This window comes from Halobacillus sp. B23F22_1, assembly GCF_043497005.1.
Lineage (GTDB): Bacteria > Bacillota > Bacilli > Bacillales > Halobacillaceae > Halobacillus_A.
Window position 1 is genome coordinate 1,423,105 of sequence record NZ_JBIEKE010000001.1, and the last position, 15,550, is coordinate 1,438,654.

Annotated in this window: 19 protein-coding genes and 1 riboswitch; of the genes, 16 read left to right on the forward strand and 3 right to left on the reverse strand. The window is 37.3% G+C overall.

Annotation, left to right across the window (positions count from 1 at the left end):
- Positions 1-72: 72 nt before the first annotated feature.
- The 4 genes from ACGTNH_RS07155 (at position 73) to ACGTNH_RS07170 (ending at position 1,899) form a co-directional block, all read left to right on the forward strand.
- Complete coding sequence (locus ACGTNH_RS07155) at positions 73-225, forward strand: small acid-soluble spore protein P (protein WP_394585978.1); 153 nt, start codon at positions 73-75, stop codon at positions 223-225.
- 129 nt (positions 226-354) lie between these two features.
- Positions 355-882 (forward strand): PepSY domain-containing protein, encoded by a 528-nt coding sequence (locus ACGTNH_RS07160; RefSeq protein WP_394585980.1) that lies wholly within the window; start codon positions 355-357, stop codon positions 880-882.
- 104 nt (positions 883-986) lie between these two features.
- The gene (locus ACGTNH_RS07165; RefSeq protein ID WP_394585981.1) at positions 987-1,592 is read left to right on the forward strand and encodes a serine/threonine protein kinase; all 606 of its coding nucleotides are present in this window, start codon (positions 987-989) and stop codon (positions 1,590-1,592) included.
- 67 nt (positions 1,593-1,659) lie between these two features.
- Positions 1,660-1,899, forward strand: coding sequence for a hypothetical protein (locus ACGTNH_RS07170; protein ID WP_394585982.1), 240 nt, complete (start codon positions 1,660-1,662; stop codon positions 1,897-1,899).
- Positions 1,900-2,126: 227 nt separating this feature from the next.
- On the opposite strand, the gene ACGTNH_RS07175 is transcribed toward ACGTNH_RS07170, so the two are convergent.
- Positions 2,127-2,885: a TrmB family transcriptional regulator gene (locus tag ACGTNH_RS07175; protein WP_394585983.1), complete on the reverse strand. Its 759-nt coding sequence runs from the start codon at positions 2,883-2,885 to the stop codon at positions 2,127-2,129.
- A gap of 128 nt (positions 2,886-3,013) precedes the next feature.
- Between ACGTNH_RS07175 and ACGTNH_RS07180 the strand changes: the two genes are divergently transcribed.
- The 7 genes from ACGTNH_RS07180 to ACGTNH_RS07210 all read left to right on the forward strand — a co-directional run bounded on the left by ACGTNH_RS07180 (position 3,014) and on the right by ACGTNH_RS07210 (position 11,339).
- Positions 3,014-4,180 carry an MFS transporter gene (locus ACGTNH_RS07180; RefSeq protein WP_394585984.1) on the forward strand — a complete coding sequence of 389 codons (1,167 nt, stop codon included), beginning with the start codon at positions 3,014-3,016 and terminating at the stop codon, positions 4,178-4,180.
- A gap of 133 nt (positions 4,181-4,313) precedes the next feature.
- The gene (locus ACGTNH_RS07185) at positions 4,314-5,327 is read left to right on the forward strand and encodes a LacI family DNA-binding transcriptional regulator (protein ID WP_394585985.1); all 1,014 of its coding nucleotides are present in this window, start codon (positions 4,314-4,316) and stop codon (positions 5,325-5,327) included.
- An 88-nt stretch (positions 5,328-5,415) separates the two neighbouring features.
- Positions 5,416-7,533: an amylo-alpha-1,6-glucosidase gene (locus ACGTNH_RS07190; protein ID WP_394585986.1), complete on the forward strand. Its 2,118-nt coding sequence runs from the start codon at positions 5,416-5,418 to the stop codon at positions 7,531-7,533.
- A gap of 19 nt (positions 7,534-7,552) precedes the next feature.
- Positions 7,553-8,809, forward strand: coding sequence for an ABC transporter substrate-binding protein (locus ACGTNH_RS07195; protein WP_394585987.1), 1,257 nt, complete (start codon positions 7,553-7,555; stop codon positions 8,807-8,809).
- A gap of 173 nt (positions 8,810-8,982) precedes the next feature.
- Positions 8,983-9,825, forward strand: coding sequence for a carbohydrate ABC transporter permease (locus ACGTNH_RS07200; RefSeq protein WP_394586151.1), 843 nt, complete (start codon positions 8,983-8,985; stop codon positions 9,823-9,825).
- A 15-nt stretch (positions 9,826-9,840) separates the two neighbouring features.
- Positions 9,841-10,668 (forward strand): carbohydrate ABC transporter permease, encoded by an 828-nt coding sequence (locus ACGTNH_RS07205; RefSeq protein ID WP_394585988.1) that lies wholly within the window; start codon positions 9,841-9,843, stop codon positions 10,666-10,668.
- Positions 10,669-10,724: 56 nt separating this feature from the next.
- Positions 10,725-11,339 carry a PH domain-containing protein gene (locus tag ACGTNH_RS07210; RefSeq protein ID WP_394585989.1) on the forward strand — a complete coding sequence of 205 codons (615 nt, stop codon included), beginning with the start codon at positions 10,725-10,727 and terminating at the stop codon, positions 11,337-11,339.
- Between the two features lie 201 nt (positions 11,340-11,540).
- Here ACGTNH_RS07210 and ACGTNH_RS07215 read toward each other — a convergent pair whose 3' ends face one another.
- A complete protein-coding gene (locus ACGTNH_RS07215) occupies positions 11,541-11,855 on the reverse strand; it encodes a DMT family transporter (protein WP_394585991.1) in 315 nt (104 codons plus the stop codon).
- Positions 11,852-12,196, reverse strand: coding sequence for a DMT family transporter (locus tag ACGTNH_RS07220; protein ID WP_394585992.1), 345 nt, complete (start codon positions 12,194-12,196; stop codon positions 11,852-11,854). The genes ACGTNH_RS07215 and ACGTNH_RS07220 overlap by 4 nt, the downstream gene beginning before the upstream one ends.
- 48 nt (positions 12,197-12,244) lie before the next feature.
- A riboswitch (guanidine-I (ykkC/yxkD leader) is annotated at positions 12,245-12,346 on the reverse strand.
- A 79-nt stretch (positions 12,347-12,425) separates the two neighbouring features.
- On the opposite strand from ACGTNH_RS07220, the gene ACGTNH_RS07225 reads away from it, so the two are divergent.
- From ACGTNH_RS07225 to ACGTNH_RS07245, 5 genes are all read left to right on the forward strand, one after another.
- Positions 12,426-12,620, forward strand: coding sequence for a YfhD family protein (locus ACGTNH_RS07225; RefSeq protein WP_394585993.1), 195 nt, complete (start codon positions 12,426-12,428; stop codon positions 12,618-12,620).
- Between the two features lie 180 nt (positions 12,621-12,800).
- Complete coding sequence (locus ACGTNH_RS07230; protein ID WP_394585994.1) at positions 12,801-13,691, forward strand: glycine betaine ABC transporter substrate-binding protein; 891 nt, start codon at positions 12,801-12,803, stop codon at positions 13,689-13,691.
- A 222-nt stretch (positions 13,692-13,913) separates the two neighbouring features.
- The gene (locus ACGTNH_RS07235) at positions 13,914-14,723 is read left to right on the forward strand and encodes a VLRF1 family aeRF1-type release factor (RefSeq protein WP_394585995.1); all 810 of its coding nucleotides are present in this window, start codon (positions 13,914-13,916) and stop codon (positions 14,721-14,723) included.
- 162 nt (positions 14,724-14,885) lie between these two features.
- The gene (locus ACGTNH_RS07240; RefSeq protein WP_394585996.1) at positions 14,886-15,191 is read left to right on the forward strand and encodes an antibiotic biosynthesis monooxygenase family protein; all 306 of its coding nucleotides are present in this window, start codon (positions 14,886-14,888) and stop codon (positions 15,189-15,191) included.
- Entirely contained in the window at positions 15,188-15,544 is a 357-nt protein-coding gene (locus ACGTNH_RS07245; protein WP_394585998.1) for a hypothetical protein, read from the forward strand. The genes ACGTNH_RS07240 and ACGTNH_RS07245 overlap by 4 nt, the downstream gene beginning before the upstream one ends.
- The last annotated feature ends 6 nt before the right edge of the window (positions 15,545-15,550 follow it).

Below are 15,550 nucleotides of genomic sequence, written 5' to 3' on the forward strand. Positions count from 1 at the left end.
CCTTTGCCGTAACTTTGAGGATAGTATTCACCTCTTCTTCAAATGATAATGAAGAAAAAGGAGGAAGAGTGAATGACTAAAAGAAGAAAAGGTCCAAAACAAAAAGATCAACCCAATTTACCTCAGAGTCCTAAACAGGATTATGGAGATAAATTAGAAGGATCACACCAAGTGAAGCAAAGTAATCATAGCCGTCAAAATCAACATTCTTCGCATGACTTATAGAAATATAAAACCGCCGACATGATATGTCGGCGGTTTTATATTTCTCATCAACTTCTCATAATAATCTTCGGGATTCTTCATTTACATTGGCTATGATGTAAGTAACTAAACAAATAAGGAGGCAATAATATGAAGCGTAAGTTGTTTATCTTTGGAATTGTAGCATTTGTGGTAATGGGGGGAGCAATCGGAGTGGGTGCTTTGTCAGATGCAGAAGCTGCAACAAATGAAATGAATACGACTTTAAGTACATCTGATGCTGAGGAAATTGCAAAAACTGAGGTTCCTGGGGAAGTGGTTAAGGTGGAGAAAGATGAAGATGATGGTGTAATTTATTACGAAATCGATATAAGAAATGAAAAAGGCTACGTGACAGACCTCGAAGTACACGCTGAGACAGGGGAAGTCACTGAGATAGAGAGGGATGTTGAGGCAATAGAGAATAATAAGTCGCACAAAGAAGATCAAAAAAAAGTAAGTATTGACCGTGATCAGGCTATTTCTATAGCTGAAGAAGAAGCTAAGGGTAAATTGGTTGATTTGGAATGGGACGATAGTCATTACGAACTTGAATTTGAAGATGGAAATGTTGAATATGAGGTAAAAGTTCATGGAGAAACGGGAGAAATTATTGAATTTGAGAAAGATGACGATTAAAAAAGGCTGCCAATGTGCAGTCTTTTTTTTACTTTAGAATTAGTTAATAATAGGAAGATTTTGATATAATGAAAATAAACACGAACTCTATAGAGGGGATGGCCATGAAAACAAAGAGCATTGCTGAATTGACTCAGGATGTTTGGCTTGTGAATCAAAAAGTGAAAAAGTTTCCTGAAGAGTTTTCATTAATCGGGCAGGGCAGAAGTGCAGCAGTCTTTAAACTGGAGGGTCCAAGGCCATTAGCAGTAAAAGTGTTTTATCCAGCGTACAAAGAACTTGCGTATAAAGAAGCTGATATATACGCCAAGCTTAAAAATCATTTGTATTATCCTGAGCTAGTAGAAGTGGGGGAAGGATATTTAGTTCTCGAGTACTTAAATGGAATTACCTTTTACGACTGTCTTGTGAACGGAGTAGCGATTACCCCAAGTATGGTGGCGATGGTAGATGAGGCTTTAAATTATGCAAGAGAGTGCGGGTTAAATCCTTCTGATACTCATTTGAAAAATATTATTCTAACCAACGATCATAAAATAAAAGTGATTGATGTTGTAAGGTTTACCCAGTCTGAAGAATGCCCTCATTGGTCGGACTTGAAGAAGGCGTATTATAGTTATTATTTGAAACGTTTCTTTCCTAAACGCTTTGCTCCTTTATTTATTGAATTAATTATAAGGTTATATAGAAAACGTTTATTACCGATATAGACATCTTCCTACGTTTTACCTTTTCTCATCCTGGGAATCGGTAAGAAAAGGAAAGGTGGGAAAATAAATGTCTCAATATCGTCTAAGCAATGTGGAAGTAGGAAAAAATTATACGGCAAAGGAACTCGACAGTTTTGTGAGCACTACGGATGTCGTACTGCTCGCTAATAATGAATCTCAACTTTTTACAGATCCTGAGCGTGAATATAAAGTAACCAATGTATTTGAAGGATTCTTTGAGCATTCTTCTGACAATGGAGAGAAATACTTTCGTGAGAAGAAAGCATTCATTGTTGAAAAAGTTTAATAAAAAATCCCATAGGTTTAAGAGTTAGACTGTCGAGAAGGTTCTCGGCAGTCTTTTTCTTTTATCTCGGACTTCTACAAGTGAAAGATGTGTTTACTCTTTTACCACAGTCCATCTTGTTTGAACACTTGGCACCTAAAAGTATGTGAATTAATCGAGTGAAAGGGAATAGTAATTCCCCAAACGATCCCCTTCACCCTCCGATTAACACTGAGAGTTATTTAGTTTTAATACCTTAATTTCATCAAAATCTCCTTAATCTCTTCGTCTTCCATTAACGTCTTTTCATATTTTTTGGTGATTTCAGTTAAAGCTACATCGTGCTGGAAGAATTCAGTGAAAAATTTAACTAGCGGGCGGGACTTTGTCGTAATGCCTTGCCAAAGTTCTTGCTCCACACCTGCAAAAATGATTTCCTCCTCATCGATAATGACTAACTGGTATTGTTCTAATGCTTCATGACCTTCGTCTGGGTATAAAACATGTAAATGTTTTAAGTCTGTATGGATGGAACCTACGGATAACAGTTCTACCTTAATCCCTTCTTTACTTTTTAGTTCTAATATAGATAGAACAGACTCTAAATCTTTATTCCAACCCGATATAAAGATAGAGCGTGTAGCTTGTTCAACTTTCTTATGCAGCAAAGAGTGGATACTTTGTTTATTTTGCAACGACCACACTTGTTCATCCACAGGCGGAAGACTGTATTTTCTATCTTTTAATTCGTCAATGTGAGTTTCAAACTCTAAGGTCAATTTTTCAATCGTCATATCTAAAGGAAGCGCACTATAGAATTTCTTCTTTTCTTGATGTGAAGTGAGAAGCAGCCCTTTTTCTACAAGTCTGTTTAATACCTCATACACTTTTGACTTTGGAACGCCTGAATACTTTACAATGGTAGTGGCATCCAAAGGTTCTTGACTTCCTGTCAACGCCTCAAAAACCTGACTTTCATATTGGGTGAACCCAAATTTTTGCAACATGTTTTTTCTTCCTTCCATCAGCCGATTACTTCTAGAATACAATGAGAATTTCCTTACGTAAAATGGTTGTCTTTCTCTTTCTTTAAGGTTACCATTGTAGTGGTAACTTAGGTGAAGGAGAGTAATAAATGAATAAAAAAGTTTATATTCTGGCGATTGTGTCGTTCGTAGTAGGAACAGTCGAGTTAATCATTGGAGGGACACTGGATTTAATAGCAGATGATTTAAATGTCTCGTTGGGGCAAGCAGGTCTGCTTATTACAATCTTCTCACTTGTGTTTGCAATTGCCTCTCCTATTTTATTAACCGTTACGGCTAAATTCGAAAGGAAAAAGTTGACACTTGTATCTTTGTTTGTGTTTTTCTTAGGAAATTTATTAGCTTTTTGGAGTCCAACGTATATGGTGATTTTATTAGCAAGAATCATTTCTGCAGCCAGTGGATCTTTATTAGTTGTGCTGGGGATCACTATAGCTTCTTCAATTGTAAGAAAAGATTTTCAAGCACGAGCTATCGGTATTATTTACATGGGAATTAGCGGGTCCCTAGTATTAGGGGTACCCATCGGGTTAACGTTAAGTAATGCGTTTGGCTGGAGATCACCATTTTTACTCATTGCTATTTTAACTCTTGCTTCTATGATAGGAGTAGCTTTCTCATTAGAAAAAATTAAGCCTAAACCTGCATTGCCTATTAAAGAGCAGATTCGTACATTGAAAGACAGTAAAATATTTTCGGCACAGCTCACTTCTTTTCTATTTCTAACAGGACACTTAACACTTTATGCGTATTTAACACCGTTTCTGAAAACGATATTAGGTTTAGATGGTACCTGGGTAAGTATTGTTTACTTCATCTTTGGGGCAGCTGCTGTATTAGGGGGCGGTATCGGAGGTCTTATATCTGATAGATGGGGAACGGAACGCAGTATCATAGCCATTATTTGCTCTTTTGCAGTAGCGATATTTCTTATTCCATTTGTAACATTTTCCTTTTCACTATTCTTAATCGTTATGGTTGTTTGGAGTATGTTAAGTTGGGCAATCACTCCTGCTCAACAAAGTTATCTTATTACCTCAGCACCAGAAACTTCTGACATTCAACAAAGTCTAAATAATTCCGCATTACATTTTGGCATTGCCATGGGTTCTACAGTGGGGGGAGTGGTTATTGAACAAGCCTCTGTTATTCACAATGCTTCCGTAGGCGGGTTGTTTGTGTTAGTTGCGTTAATGACCGCGTTTTTCTCTATCACGAGAAATCGCACGATTACAACTTCAGAAAATTCGGTTTAAGTATAGGACCACACCTCAACCTTTAGTTACAGGAGGGGTGTTTTTTTGAAAAATTAATGAAAGGGGTTGCAATTTTTAGAAAATTACTTTAATGTTGTTTACATGTTGATCCGAAACGTTTTGGAGGCGTGCTATGACTACAATCAAACATATAGCTAAACAGGCTGGAGTATCAGTTACTACAGTCTCTCGCGCTTTAAATGGTTATTCAGACGTAAATGTAAAAACACGGAAAAAGATAGAAGATGTAGCTAAAGAATTAAATTACAGCCCGAACTCTCTGGCTAGAAGCTTAGTAAAGAATCAATCCGAAACAATTGGTCTACTCGTATCAGGTTTTACGAAAGAAAGTGTGAAAGATGGTTTTACAGTAGAAGTCATGTCTGGCATTAATAATTTTGTTGCTGAAACGAAATATGATTTAGTTTTATTTAACACAGATTCTTCTAAGCAGCGCAAGAAAACCTATACCCAGCTTTGTAAAGAGAGACGGGTAGATGGGGTTATACTTCAAGGAATAAAAACAGACGACCCTTATTTGGAGGAAGTGATGGCTTCAGATATTCCGTGTGTTTTTATAGATATTCCTGTAAGTTCAGACCATGTGGGTTATGTATCGACTGATAATAAAGAAGGCGCAAGAGTGGCGGTAAATCATTTAATCGACCTTGGTCATCGTAAAATAGCCATGATTAATGGACATGAGCAAGCTTTTGTAAGTAAGGAAAGATTAGAAGGGTATAAGCAAGCCTTGCAACAAAATAACATTCAATATATAGATAAATACGTAAAAAATGGTTCGTTTATAGAAGAAGAAGCTTATAAGCAAACGTTATCTTTGTTAAAAGAACAACCGGATACAACAAGTATATTCTGTGCAAGTGATTTAATGGCGATAGGCTCCATAAAAGCTGCTAAAGAATTGAACTATAAGATTCCTGAACACTTATCCATTATTGGCTATGATGATATCCCATTATCAAGCTATATTTCACCGGCATTAACTACAGTGTCACAAAATAAATACGATTTAGGCTATAATGCCGCTCGAATGCTAACGCATATGCTTAATCATCAACAACCGCCTGAAAGGTGCATTTTAGAAACCGAACTTAAGATCAGACAGTCAACTTCCATTTGTTTATAAATTTTTTTAAAACCTACCCGAAACGTTTCGGGTGAATTTTTAAACTTACTTCCGAAACGTTTTGGTTCAAACATGAAGGAGAGTTTTTATGAATTATCGAGCAATTAAAGAGAATAATATGTTCTTATTAACTAATCCAAGTGGCAGCATATTTTCAGAGGACGCTTATGGTTTAGGCCTTTACATAAAAGATACAAGATTTTTAAGCCATTTTGAAACTTTCATAAATGGAGAATCACCGATTTTATTAGATTCTGATGGGTCTAGTAATTATGTTTCTCGCATGACGTTAACCAATCCTCATCAAGAAGAAAATGGGGGAATTAAGCTTTGGAGAGAATCCTTAGAGGTGACTAGAGAACAATTTATTGTGGAGAACGTTCTCTATGAAAAGATTTCTTTTAAGAATTATAGTCCACAATCCATCGAATTTACGTTCAGTGTAAAAGCACAAGCAGATTTTAAAGATATGTTTTTAATACGTGGATTTCAATCAGGTAATATTGGACAGCTTACTGAAACTCATTCTGATCATGATCAGCTATCCTTTCACTACAAAGGAGCCGATGACCTGCTCCGTTCCACCACCTTAAGCTGGAATCATCCAGGAAAAGCCGATAAAGATGATCAAACCCTGATACACTTCTCTTTCAATCTTAAGCCTCAAGAAGAAAAAGCCCTTAAAATTAATGTATCTGCAGCTATTAAAGATCAATTTACTGGTATTCCTTTAAATTATGAAAAGGCGTTTGAAAAGCTTGAATCTTCACATGAACAGTGGAACGCTGAGTTGCCATCGGTATCTTCAGATTCCGAAGTTCTTAATGGTACAGTAAAGCAAGGATTAAATGACTTAAGAGTATTACTGACGAACTTAGGACACGGTCCTTTTCCAGTTGCGGGTTTGCCGTGGTTCGGTGTTCCGTTTGGAAGGGACAGCTTAATTGCTGCATGGCAAATGCTGCCTTTCTATCCAGAAGCAGCGAAAGGAACTTTATTTACAATGGCTTCTCTGCAAGGGACAAAAGAAAACGAGTGGAGAGATGAACAGCCAGGTAAAATTATGCATGAAATTCGCTATGGAGAACTGGCTAATACAAATCAGGTTCCTTTCACTCCTTACTACGGAACAATCGATGCGACGCCGTTGTTTCTTGTTTTATTAAGCGAGTATGTAAAATGGACAGGAGATCTTAAAACATTTGAGTTGCTACAAGGAAACGTAGACCACGCACTCGAGTGGATTAACATATACGGAGACCGTGATCAGGATGGATTTGTAGAGTATTTTCAAGAATCTGCGAAAGGAATCGCAAACCAAGGATGGAAAGATTCAGCGGATTCCGTAGTCCATCGCTCTGGTAAATATGCCGAAGCACCGATCGCATTATCAGAAGTGCAAGGGTACGTCTATCATGCTAAAACAGGACTAGCAGATGTTTATGAAGCGCTCCAACAAGGTGAAATAGCCCACCTTCTCAGACAAGAAGCAGAAAACTTAAGCGACCTTTATGAAAACGCTTTCTGGATGGTGGAAGAAAAATTTTACGCAATAGCTTTAGATAAAGATAAGGAACAAGTAGGTTCACTTACTTCAAACCCTGGTCACACACTAATTTCAGGCATCGCTTCAGAAAGCAGAAGTCGTGCTGTAGCTGAAAAGTTAGTTTCTCCATCTATGTTCTCTGGTTACGGCATACGGACGATGGCAACTTCTGAAAAAGCTTATAATCCAATGAGCTATCACGATGGCAGTGTATGGCCACATGATAACAGTCTTGCTCTCTTAGGCATGAGTAAACAGGGTTATACAAAAGAAATGAAAACTACAGTTGAAGGATTGCTGCAAGCAGCTTCTGAATTTGACTACTATCGACTTCCAGAATTGTTTTGCGGTTATGAGAGAGAAAAAGGAAGACTTATTCGTTACCCTGTAGCTTGCTCACCTCAGGCATGGGCAGCTGGAACTTCTTTAACATTTATCCAGTCACTCTTAGGGTTATTTCCAAATGTTTTAACAAAAGAAATTAAACTTAACCCAACTCTTTTAGATAATATGAATTATTTAGAAGTAGAGAAACTGCCGGTGGGAAGAGGATATTTGAGTCTTAAAGTGAAAAGGGAAGATAATTTAATTCGCGTAAAGGTTTTAGAAAATACTACAGGTTTAAAAGTGGTTTCCTCACAACCTGTAGAATCAAAATAAAATGAAGGAGGAGAAAGATATGAAAAAAAATTCGTTGATCATTGTAAGTGTCCTATTAACATTACTGCTTGTCGCAGCGGGTTGTTCAGGAAATGATGGAACTTCTAGTGACGGAGGAAGTGAAACAGAAAATGGCAAAACAGAAATTTCTTTAGCAGGATGGTCTTCTTCCCCTGAAGAAGAAAAACTTTTAAAACAGCAGCTCGAAGATTTTGAAGAAGAAAATCCTGACATTACCGTAAAACATGAAGTGATTGCTGACCAGTATATGGATGTACTTAAAACTCGTTTAGTAGGCGGGGAAGGCCCTGACGTATTCTATCTAGATGCTGTAGAAGCACCTGCTCTTATTGAAACGGGTGTACTCGAACCTCTTAATAGTTACGTAGATGAGGAATTTGATGCAGGAGATTTTGAAGAAAACTTAATTGAGCCTTTTAAAGATAAAGAAGATGAAGTGTATGGTTTCCCAAAAGGATACTCTACTTTAGGCTTGTTCTATAACAAACAAATGCTGGATGAAGCAGGTGTAGATGTTCCAACCAATTGGGAGGAGCTTGAAGAAGCTGCGAAAGAATTGACGACAGAGGATACAGTTGGATTAGGAATTTCTCCTGAAATGGCACGTAACCAATTTATAGGTGAGTCTGGGGAAGGAGACATGGTTGTAGATGGTAAAGCAGCATTTGGAAGTGAGGAAGTAGTCGATGCATTGCAACCAATTGTTGATTTGCGAAACGACCATGAAGCAGCAGCTGCTCCATCAGAAATGGGTGCTGAATCGACGGGAGAAATGTTTGGGCAAGGGCGTGCTGCTATGGTTATGGAAGGGAATTGGAATGTACCATACTTAAACGAAACCTTCCCAGATATGGATTATGGTGTATCAGAAATCCCTACCTTTAATGATTCACAAGGTACGATGGCGTTTACGGTGTCATACGTAATGAACCAAGCTTCTGAGAAAAAAGAAGCTTCCTGGAAACTGATTTCTTATTTAACTGGTCAAGAAGGAATGACAACGTGGACGGAAACTGGACTCGAACTACCTGCCAGGGCATCAGTTGCAGAAGAACTAGGATATGAAGACGATGAAATTCGAGGTCCTTTAGTAGCTGGAGCTGAGTATGCTACAGCTTGGTCAGACGGACCGAATTTGCCAACCATTTATAATAATTTTGATAACGAGTTCTTGTCTGCTTTCCTCGGGGAAAAATCACTTGAAGAAGCATTAGAAACTGGGGAAGACGTGGCAAATAATGAAATAGGTGAATAAAAAAATCAATAACGATCATGCATCATCCATGCATGATCGTTATTGACAAATTTGAATAAAAGGGAGGGCCTCATATGGAACGGGCGGAGGCAGGAAGTTATTCAAAAGTGAAGAGCAAAAAGAAAAGAAATTATACTCGATTATTAAGGAGTATCATTCAAGGTTACGGGTTTATGCTGCCAACGATCCTTGTGTTGTTAGTGTTTATATTAGGACCTGTTCTTTATGCGGTTTTCCTTTCATTCTTTGATGTAACTCTATTAGGCGGTACTGTACTCGATTATACCGGAGTTGATAACTACTTAAGAATTATGGATGATTCACGAGCCAAAAGAGCTCTGCTCAATACAGCTTTATATGTGGGAATTGTCGTTCCAGCTCAGACATTCTTAGCGTTGTTTCTAGCGGCTACACTAAATGCCGGTTTAAAAGGTGAGAAGATTTTTAGAATCATTTATTTTCTGCCCACACTAACATCTTCTGCAGTTCTTACACTTATTTTTATGTGGATGTACAACCAAAATGGGCTAATTAATAACCTGCTAGCCAAAGTGAATTTGCCTACATACAACTGGATAGGGGACCCGAATATCGCTTTGTATTCAATTATGATTATGAATATTTGGGCTACAGCTCCACTGTTTATGGTCATTTATCTGGCGGCATTACAAGGAGTGCCGAAGAATTTGTATGAAGCAGCTGAACTTGACGGTGCAAACGTATTCCAACGTTTCTGGCACATTACAGTACCACAGCTTCGTCCAATTACTTCTTTTGTTGTCATTATGGGTTTAATTGGTACTTTTCAATTGTTTGACCAGTCGTATATTTTCTCGGGCGGTTCTGGTGGTCCATCAAATTCGACTCTGACAGTTGTGCTTTTAATTTATCAATATGCCTTTAAATCTTTAGGAACGATGGGGTATGCTACAGCAATTGCATTTATCCTGGCGTTAATTATCTTGATAGCAAGTATTTTACAGAGAGTTTTATCGAAGGAAGAACAATTCAATTAATGGAGGGGATCAATAATGGAAAAGAAAAAGTCGTGGGCTAAGAAACTGCTGTATCTCGTTTTGATCACCTATGCATTAATTACTTTAGTTCCCTTCGTTTGGGCATTATCGTCGTCTTTTAAGACCTTTGCGGAGATTTCAAGTGGAGTTATGAACTTTATTCCAAAAGAGTTTACGTTCGAAAACTATAAGCAGATTTTTATTGAAGAAGATTTATTTTTTCGCTGGTTATTAAACTCTGTTGCTATTGCGGGCGGCGGAACAGCCTTGAATTTGTTATTTAATTCTATGGCTGGGTATGCTTTAGCTAGAATTAGTTTTCCTGGAAAACGGATGTGGTTCATGCTTATTCTAGCTGTGATTATGATTCCTGTTCAAGTAACGATGATTCCTAACTATTTAATTCTTAAAGAATTAGGTTGGCTTAATAGTTATCAAGGTATGATCGTACCAGCAATGATTAATGCCACCTTTATCTTTATGATGAGACAGTTCTTTATCAATTTCCCTAAAGAGTTAGAAGAAGCGGCTTCACTGGATGGATTAGGGAGGTTCGGTATGTTCCTCAAAGTCGTACTTCCTTTAGCAAAACCTGCCTTGGCAGCCCAAGCGATTTTCGTGTTCATGGGTTTTTGGAATGATTTCATGAGACCTCTCATTATCATGACGGATGCTGAGATGTATACGCTGACCGTCGGACTTAATTCATTTAAAGGTCAATATGTTACCTATTGGAACTATATTATGGCAGCTTCTATGGTATTTACACTTCCTGTGCTCGTTATATATATGTTCTTTAACAAGTTCTTTATGAAAGGACTTTCCTTTACGGCGGATAAGTAATAGCACTCTTTTGTGATAAAATGTATGGAAGGTACATTCATTAGGAGGGCTGATATATGTTCAAAAAAATGGCGACAGATGCTTTAGGCTTAAGTGATATAGGGAGTGTAATCTCTCCAGAGGACTATGATAAAGTAGACGCCGATGATTATGTCATGCATGAAGATGGAGAGAAAATATATTTTTTAATTAAACCTAAGGCCGATGAATATTGCTTTACGAATAAAGCGCTGATTCATGTTGATGGAACAAGTGCCACGAGTAAAAAACGTACACTTAGACGTTACCCATATTACACCCATACGTTTTCAAATATAGAACTAGAGACAGCAGGCACGATAGATTTAGATGTGGAAATCAAGTTCAATTTGGGAAATGAAGAATTTGATATTGATGTGCACAAGAAATTTATTGAAGAAGTGAAGGATTTGTACAAATCTTTGTTAAAAATTTCTGAGACTTCAGAAGAAAATAAAACCTTTTCTGACTACGCCCATCAAAGCTTAAACACGGCTTCGGCTACGTTACAAAATAGTCGAACCCACGAAACACGCTTATCACATGAATTTAGAGATATTAATGAAACCACCTTTAATTGGCTTTTAGAAACTAAAAATCAATATCATGTTAAAGACTTTGGGCATGTATTTGAGCTGTTTATCAAAAGTTAGACGGGGACAAAATTGAATGAAGCATAGAATAATCCGAACTGATAGAATGGTTCGGATTATTCAAGTTCAAGAAAAGGGCTTTACCTTCGTCCCTTCCTAACACTTCGCTTCCAAAAGCACGACCACATCCGAAGCTGATATCGAAAAGCAAAGACCTTCTTTAGGCATTTTCGACTCACGCTTTGTCCGCACCAGGCTTTTCTATTCTGAGAGTTTTATGCCTGCAACTGCAGCGATAATAACTATTATACAAGCGATTCTGCGCCAATCTTTAGATTCCTTGTAAAAAATTATTCCTAATATTGCCCCGCCTGCAGCCCCAAGTCCTGTCCATACAGCGTAGGCTGTACCCATAGGCAGACTCTTCATGGCAATAGATAAGCAAATAAAACTTAATAAAAATGATGCAGCTAAACCTAGTAAAGAATAAATATTTTTATGATGTTGATACACATTAATCATTAGTACGCCGCTCATCTCAAATAACCCCGCAGCAATCAAGAATAACCAGCTCATAAAGTAGACTCCTCAGCTTTCTTAGGAGGATCAATTATTTTTAAAGCAATGATTCCACTTACTAATAAAGCAATAAAAAGTAATTTAGTACCATTAATTTCTTCATGAAATAATACAATTTCTGCTAATACGGTGCCTGTAGCACCCAGACCTGTAAATACAGCATAAGCCGTACCTACAGGAAGAATACGTCCAGCAGCAATAAGCAGATAAAAACTAATGATAATTGCCAGACAAGTGAGTAACCATTCAATAAAAGTAGAGGCGTGTTTTAAGCCAATTACCCAGCCAATTTCAAATCCAGCAGCAATTACTAACTTTCTCCACTCTCTAGCAACCATTTTATGTAATCCCTCCATATTAAAAAAGGGAGATATCTTTTAAAAGATATCTCCCGGGCTTTTTTCCCTCCGTGTCACAGTACAGCTGTGCGCTTTCTCTTGGACCTGTCCAATTGCTTTATACATTGCGGAACCCTAGAAAACATTTGTATGAAATTAGTATCAGTATAGAATAAGACCATCCTAATGGCAAATCCTAAAATTAATAACTGTAAAAGGAGGATTACCAATGGGAAGAGATGAGCACAAAAATTCAAATGCTAGAAAGAAACAGAAATTATCACAAACACCTAAACATGAAAAACATGGTGGAGTAGATGTAGAGTTTTCTCAAGATATGGCCGATCACGAAGATATGGAAGCTATGAAAAGAAGTGAAGCAGCCGATCGACGTGCAAACCATGAAACAAAGAGAAAACATTAATTTAGCTTCATGCACTCACTTCATGCTTTAAAGCTGCGAAGCTGAGTGCTTTTTTAGATTATCCTGTTTTATTTTTTTGTACAGTTTATATTGTTTTAACTTTCGACATTTTATGATATACTTCGTAACTGTATTGAAAAATTCATGAAATGTTTTTGAAAAATAGGAGGAGGAATTACTATGCAAAGTTTACGTAAATGGCTTCCAGCTGTATTACTTGGATCTTCATTAATATTAGCAGCATGTGGAGGCGACTCAGATTCCGATTCATCAGGAGATGAAGGTGGAGAGTCTTCAGGAGATAAAGAAGTGAGTATCGGTATGAATAACTGGGCTGAAAACATTGCTGTTTCTAACATGTGGAAAATTATTCTTGAAGAAGAAGGGTACGAGGTTGAACTTGAGCAAGTGGAAAAAGGAGTATTATATGAAGCACTTGCGGCAGGTGACTTAGATATTGGTATGGAAATCTGGCTGCCAAATACTGACGCTTCTTTTTATGAGCAATATGAAGAAGACATTGACTGGCGTGAAACGTGGTACGAAGGAACAGAACTTGGTCTTGTTGTTCCATCCTATATGGAAGACATTAATTCCATTGAAGACTTAAATGACCACGCGGAAGAGCTTGACGGACAAATAGTAGGAATTGATTCAGGAGCAAGTATTATGTCTTTAACAGATGATGCTATTGCAGAATATGACCTTGATTATTCTTTAGCTGCATCCTCTGAAGGTTCTATGATGACTGAACTTACGAATGCAATTGAAAGTGAAGAGCCGATCGTCGTTACTCATTGGACTCCACACTGGGCGTTTTCTGAAATGGATCTTAAGTTCTTAGAAGACCCTGAAAACGTATATGGTGATTCCGAGGATATCTCTTACGCTGCTCGTCTAGACTTAGAAGAGGACAACCCTGAACTTGTTGAGTGGTTCGATAACTTTATGTTAGATGATCAGCAGCTAGGTGAACTTATGGCTTCTATTAATGAAGCGGATTCTGAAGAAGAAGGCGCTCAAGCGTGGATTGACGAAAACCAAGATGTAATAGATGAGTGGATGGAATAAAATTTGTTAACAAGCACCCTGCTGCCTACAGCAGGGTGCTTGTTTTGTTTTGGATAAAATGAAAAGTTTCCTATTTAAAAAAAGATTAGTTAAGCTTTAACTAAATTAATTAAAAGTAGGATACAAAGAAAATTTAAGAAATAATGAAGTTTAACAAAGCTTCTTACAGGAAACATACTAATTAGAAGGCAGATAAAGAAGGAAAAGGAGTCGATTTAGTTTATGGATTTGAATAAAGAAATTAAGAAACTAGAAAACATACACTTAGAAAAGCCCCAGCAAGTTTTTACAATGTATTTAAATACTGACCCGTCTGATCCTGATCAGCAGGGCGGAGAATGGAAAATTCATTTAAAAAACGGTTTAAATAACTTTGAATCTTATTTGAAAGAAGACGGAGATTCAGACGAAAAAAGAAATTTCTGGGCTGTAAAAGAGAAAGTGCAAAACTTTATTGAAGAAAATGAGCAGCAGTTTGCTAAAAGTGCTGTAGTCATTGCTACAGGCGATGATACAGTTTGGTTTGCTGAACGTTTTCAGATGCCAGTAGAGAGCGAGTTTTATTGGGAATCAGAACCAGTCTTAGATCAATTAAAACAAATGAGGGAAAAATTTCCTAAAACGGGAATTATTCTGACACAAAAAAATCAAATAAAGTGTATTGATGCGAATCTGGGTATGGTAAATGATACTCAATTATTTGAATTAGATTTAAATACAGAAGATTGGCGCCAGCATCAAGGTCCTCATCGAGCGAATGCTTCTATGGGGAGTGGAGGAGCTAAGAATACCAAACAAGATCAATTTGAAGAACGGTTTGAAGCTAATCGCTACCGTTGGTACAAAAGTGTTGCCCCCAAACTTGATAAGCTGGCCAAACAATACGATTGGGAACGTATTTACATGGTAGGCGATAAAGAAGAGTTGAAAGATTTAGACGATAATATGAACAAGCCGGTAACAGAATTTGTTAATAAAAACCTATTAGACCATGAAGAAATAAAAGTCGTAGATGAAGTAATTCCTCAGTAAGGAATTATATTGAAATACTAAAAAGAGCTGAACCTAAGTTCAGCTCTTTTTCTGTTAAATCGATTGATTTTGACAAAGGTCCAAGCGTAACAGTTATACATAAGTGTTAACAATATGATAAAATAATATTTAATGAAAATAAGAGAAGAGGAGCTTTCCAGTATGTACGTTGTCGATTCGACCGTCGTTGTTCCCGATCATAAAGCGGATGAATTAATTTCCATTTATCAAAATCGCTCCCGTCTAGTCGACGAAGCTGAAGGTTTCTTAACGTTTCAATTACTGCAAAACGAACGAAAACCCGGGGAGTTAACAGTACACATGGAATGGAGAGACAAACAGTCCTATTTAAATTGGGCACGAAGCGAACAATTTAAAAAAATCCATGAGCTTGAAAAGAACTATCCAGATCAGGAACTACAGGGCATTATACCTCAAGTGAAAAAATATGAGGTAGTCGCTCTATGAATAATCGTGAAAAAGATCAACTAGTCCACCGAGTGGTAGAAGAAATCTATGAGGCTCACCCTGCATTATGGGATCGTTTTGGACAAAACGGGCGTGATCGAACGGAAGAAGATAATTATCATCACATAGACCATTTATATACAGCTTATGAAATGAATAGTGCTGAATACTTCTTAGATTATACAACCTGGTTGGAGAATGTACTAACTTCCCGTGGAGTGGGTACGGATTTAATTATTGATAATTTCGAAAGATTAGTTTGCCATATAAAAATGATGGACTGGGAACCTGAACAAGAAAAAGAGTCATTTATAAATCATTTGAAGCTTGCGTTAAATAGTTTGCGCGAGTGATTGCAT

What these genes read in the sequence shown, in the direction of transcription:
- ACGTNH_RS07160 (WP_394585980.1), top strand. Translation starts at nt 355, where the DNA reads ATGAAGCGTAAGTTGTTTATCTTTGGAATTGTAGCATTTGTGGTAATG.
- ACGTNH_RS07200 (WP_394586151.1), top strand. Translation starts at nt 8,983, where the DNA reads ATGCTGCCAACGATCCTTGTGTTGTTAGTGTTTATATTAGGACCTGTT.
- ACGTNH_RS07165 (WP_394585981.1), top strand. Translation starts at nt 987, where the DNA reads ATGAAAACAAAGAGCATTGCTGAATTGACTCAGGATGTTTGGCTTGTG.
- ACGTNH_RS07185 (WP_394585985.1), top strand. Translation starts at nt 4,314, where the DNA reads ATGACTACAATCAAACATATAGCTAAACAGGCTGGAGTATCAGTTACT.
- ACGTNH_RS07220 (WP_394585992.1), bottom strand. Translation starts at nt 12,196, where the DNA reads ATGGTTGCTAGAGAGTGGAGAAAGTTAGTAATTGCTGCTGGATTTGAA.
- ACGTNH_RS07215 (WP_394585991.1), bottom strand. Translation starts at nt 11,855, where the DNA reads ATGAGCTGGTTATTCTTGATTGCTGCGGGGTTATTTGAGATGAGCGGC.
- ACGTNH_RS07180 (WP_394585984.1), top strand. Translation starts at nt 3,014, where the DNA reads ATGAATAAAAAAGTTTATATTCTGGCGATTGTGTCGTTCGTAGTAGGA.
- ACGTNH_RS07170 (WP_394585982.1), top strand. Translation starts at nt 1,660, where the DNA reads ATGTCTCAATATCGTCTAAGCAATGTGGAAGTAGGAAAAAATTATACG.
- ACGTNH_RS07240 (WP_394585996.1), top strand. Translation starts at nt 14,886, where the DNA reads ATGTACGTTGTCGATTCGACCGTCGTTGTTCCCGATCATAAAGCGGAT.
- ACGTNH_RS07235 (WP_394585995.1), top strand. Translation starts at nt 13,914, where the DNA reads ATGGATTTGAATAAAGAAATTAAGAAACTAGAAAACATACACTTAGAA.
- ACGTNH_RS07210 (WP_394585989.1), top strand. Translation starts at nt 10,725, where the DNA reads ATGTTCAAAAAAATGGCGACAGATGCTTTAGGCTTAAGTGATATAGGG.
- ACGTNH_RS07190 (WP_394585986.1), top strand. Translation starts at nt 5,416, where the DNA reads ATGAATTATCGAGCAATTAAAGAGAATAATATGTTCTTATTAACTAAT.
- ACGTNH_RS07195 (WP_394585987.1), top strand. Translation starts at nt 7,553, where the DNA reads ATGAAAAAAAATTCGTTGATCATTGTAAGTGTCCTATTAACATTACTG.
- ACGTNH_RS07225 (WP_394585993.1), top strand. Translation starts at nt 12,426, where the DNA reads ATGGGAAGAGATGAGCACAAAAATTCAAATGCTAGAAAGAAACAGAAA.
- ACGTNH_RS07175 (WP_394585983.1), bottom strand. Translation starts at nt 2,885, where the DNA reads ATGTTGCAAAAATTTGGGTTCACCCAATATGAAAGTCAGGTTTTTGAG.
- ACGTNH_RS07230 (WP_394585994.1), top strand. Translation starts at nt 12,801, where the DNA reads ATGCAAAGTTTACGTAAATGGCTTCCAGCTGTATTACTTGGATCTTCA.
- ACGTNH_RS07205 (WP_394585988.1), top strand. Translation starts at nt 9,841, where the DNA reads ATGGAAAAGAAAAAGTCGTGGGCTAAGAAACTGCTGTATCTCGTTTTG.
- ACGTNH_RS07245 (WP_394585998.1), top strand. Translation starts at nt 15,188, where the DNA reads ATGAATAATCGTGAAAAAGATCAACTAGTCCACCGAGTGGTAGAAGAA.
- ACGTNH_RS07155 (WP_394585978.1), top strand. Translation starts at nt 73, where the DNA reads ATGACTAAAAGAAGAAAAGGTCCAAAACAAAAAGATCAACCCAATTTA.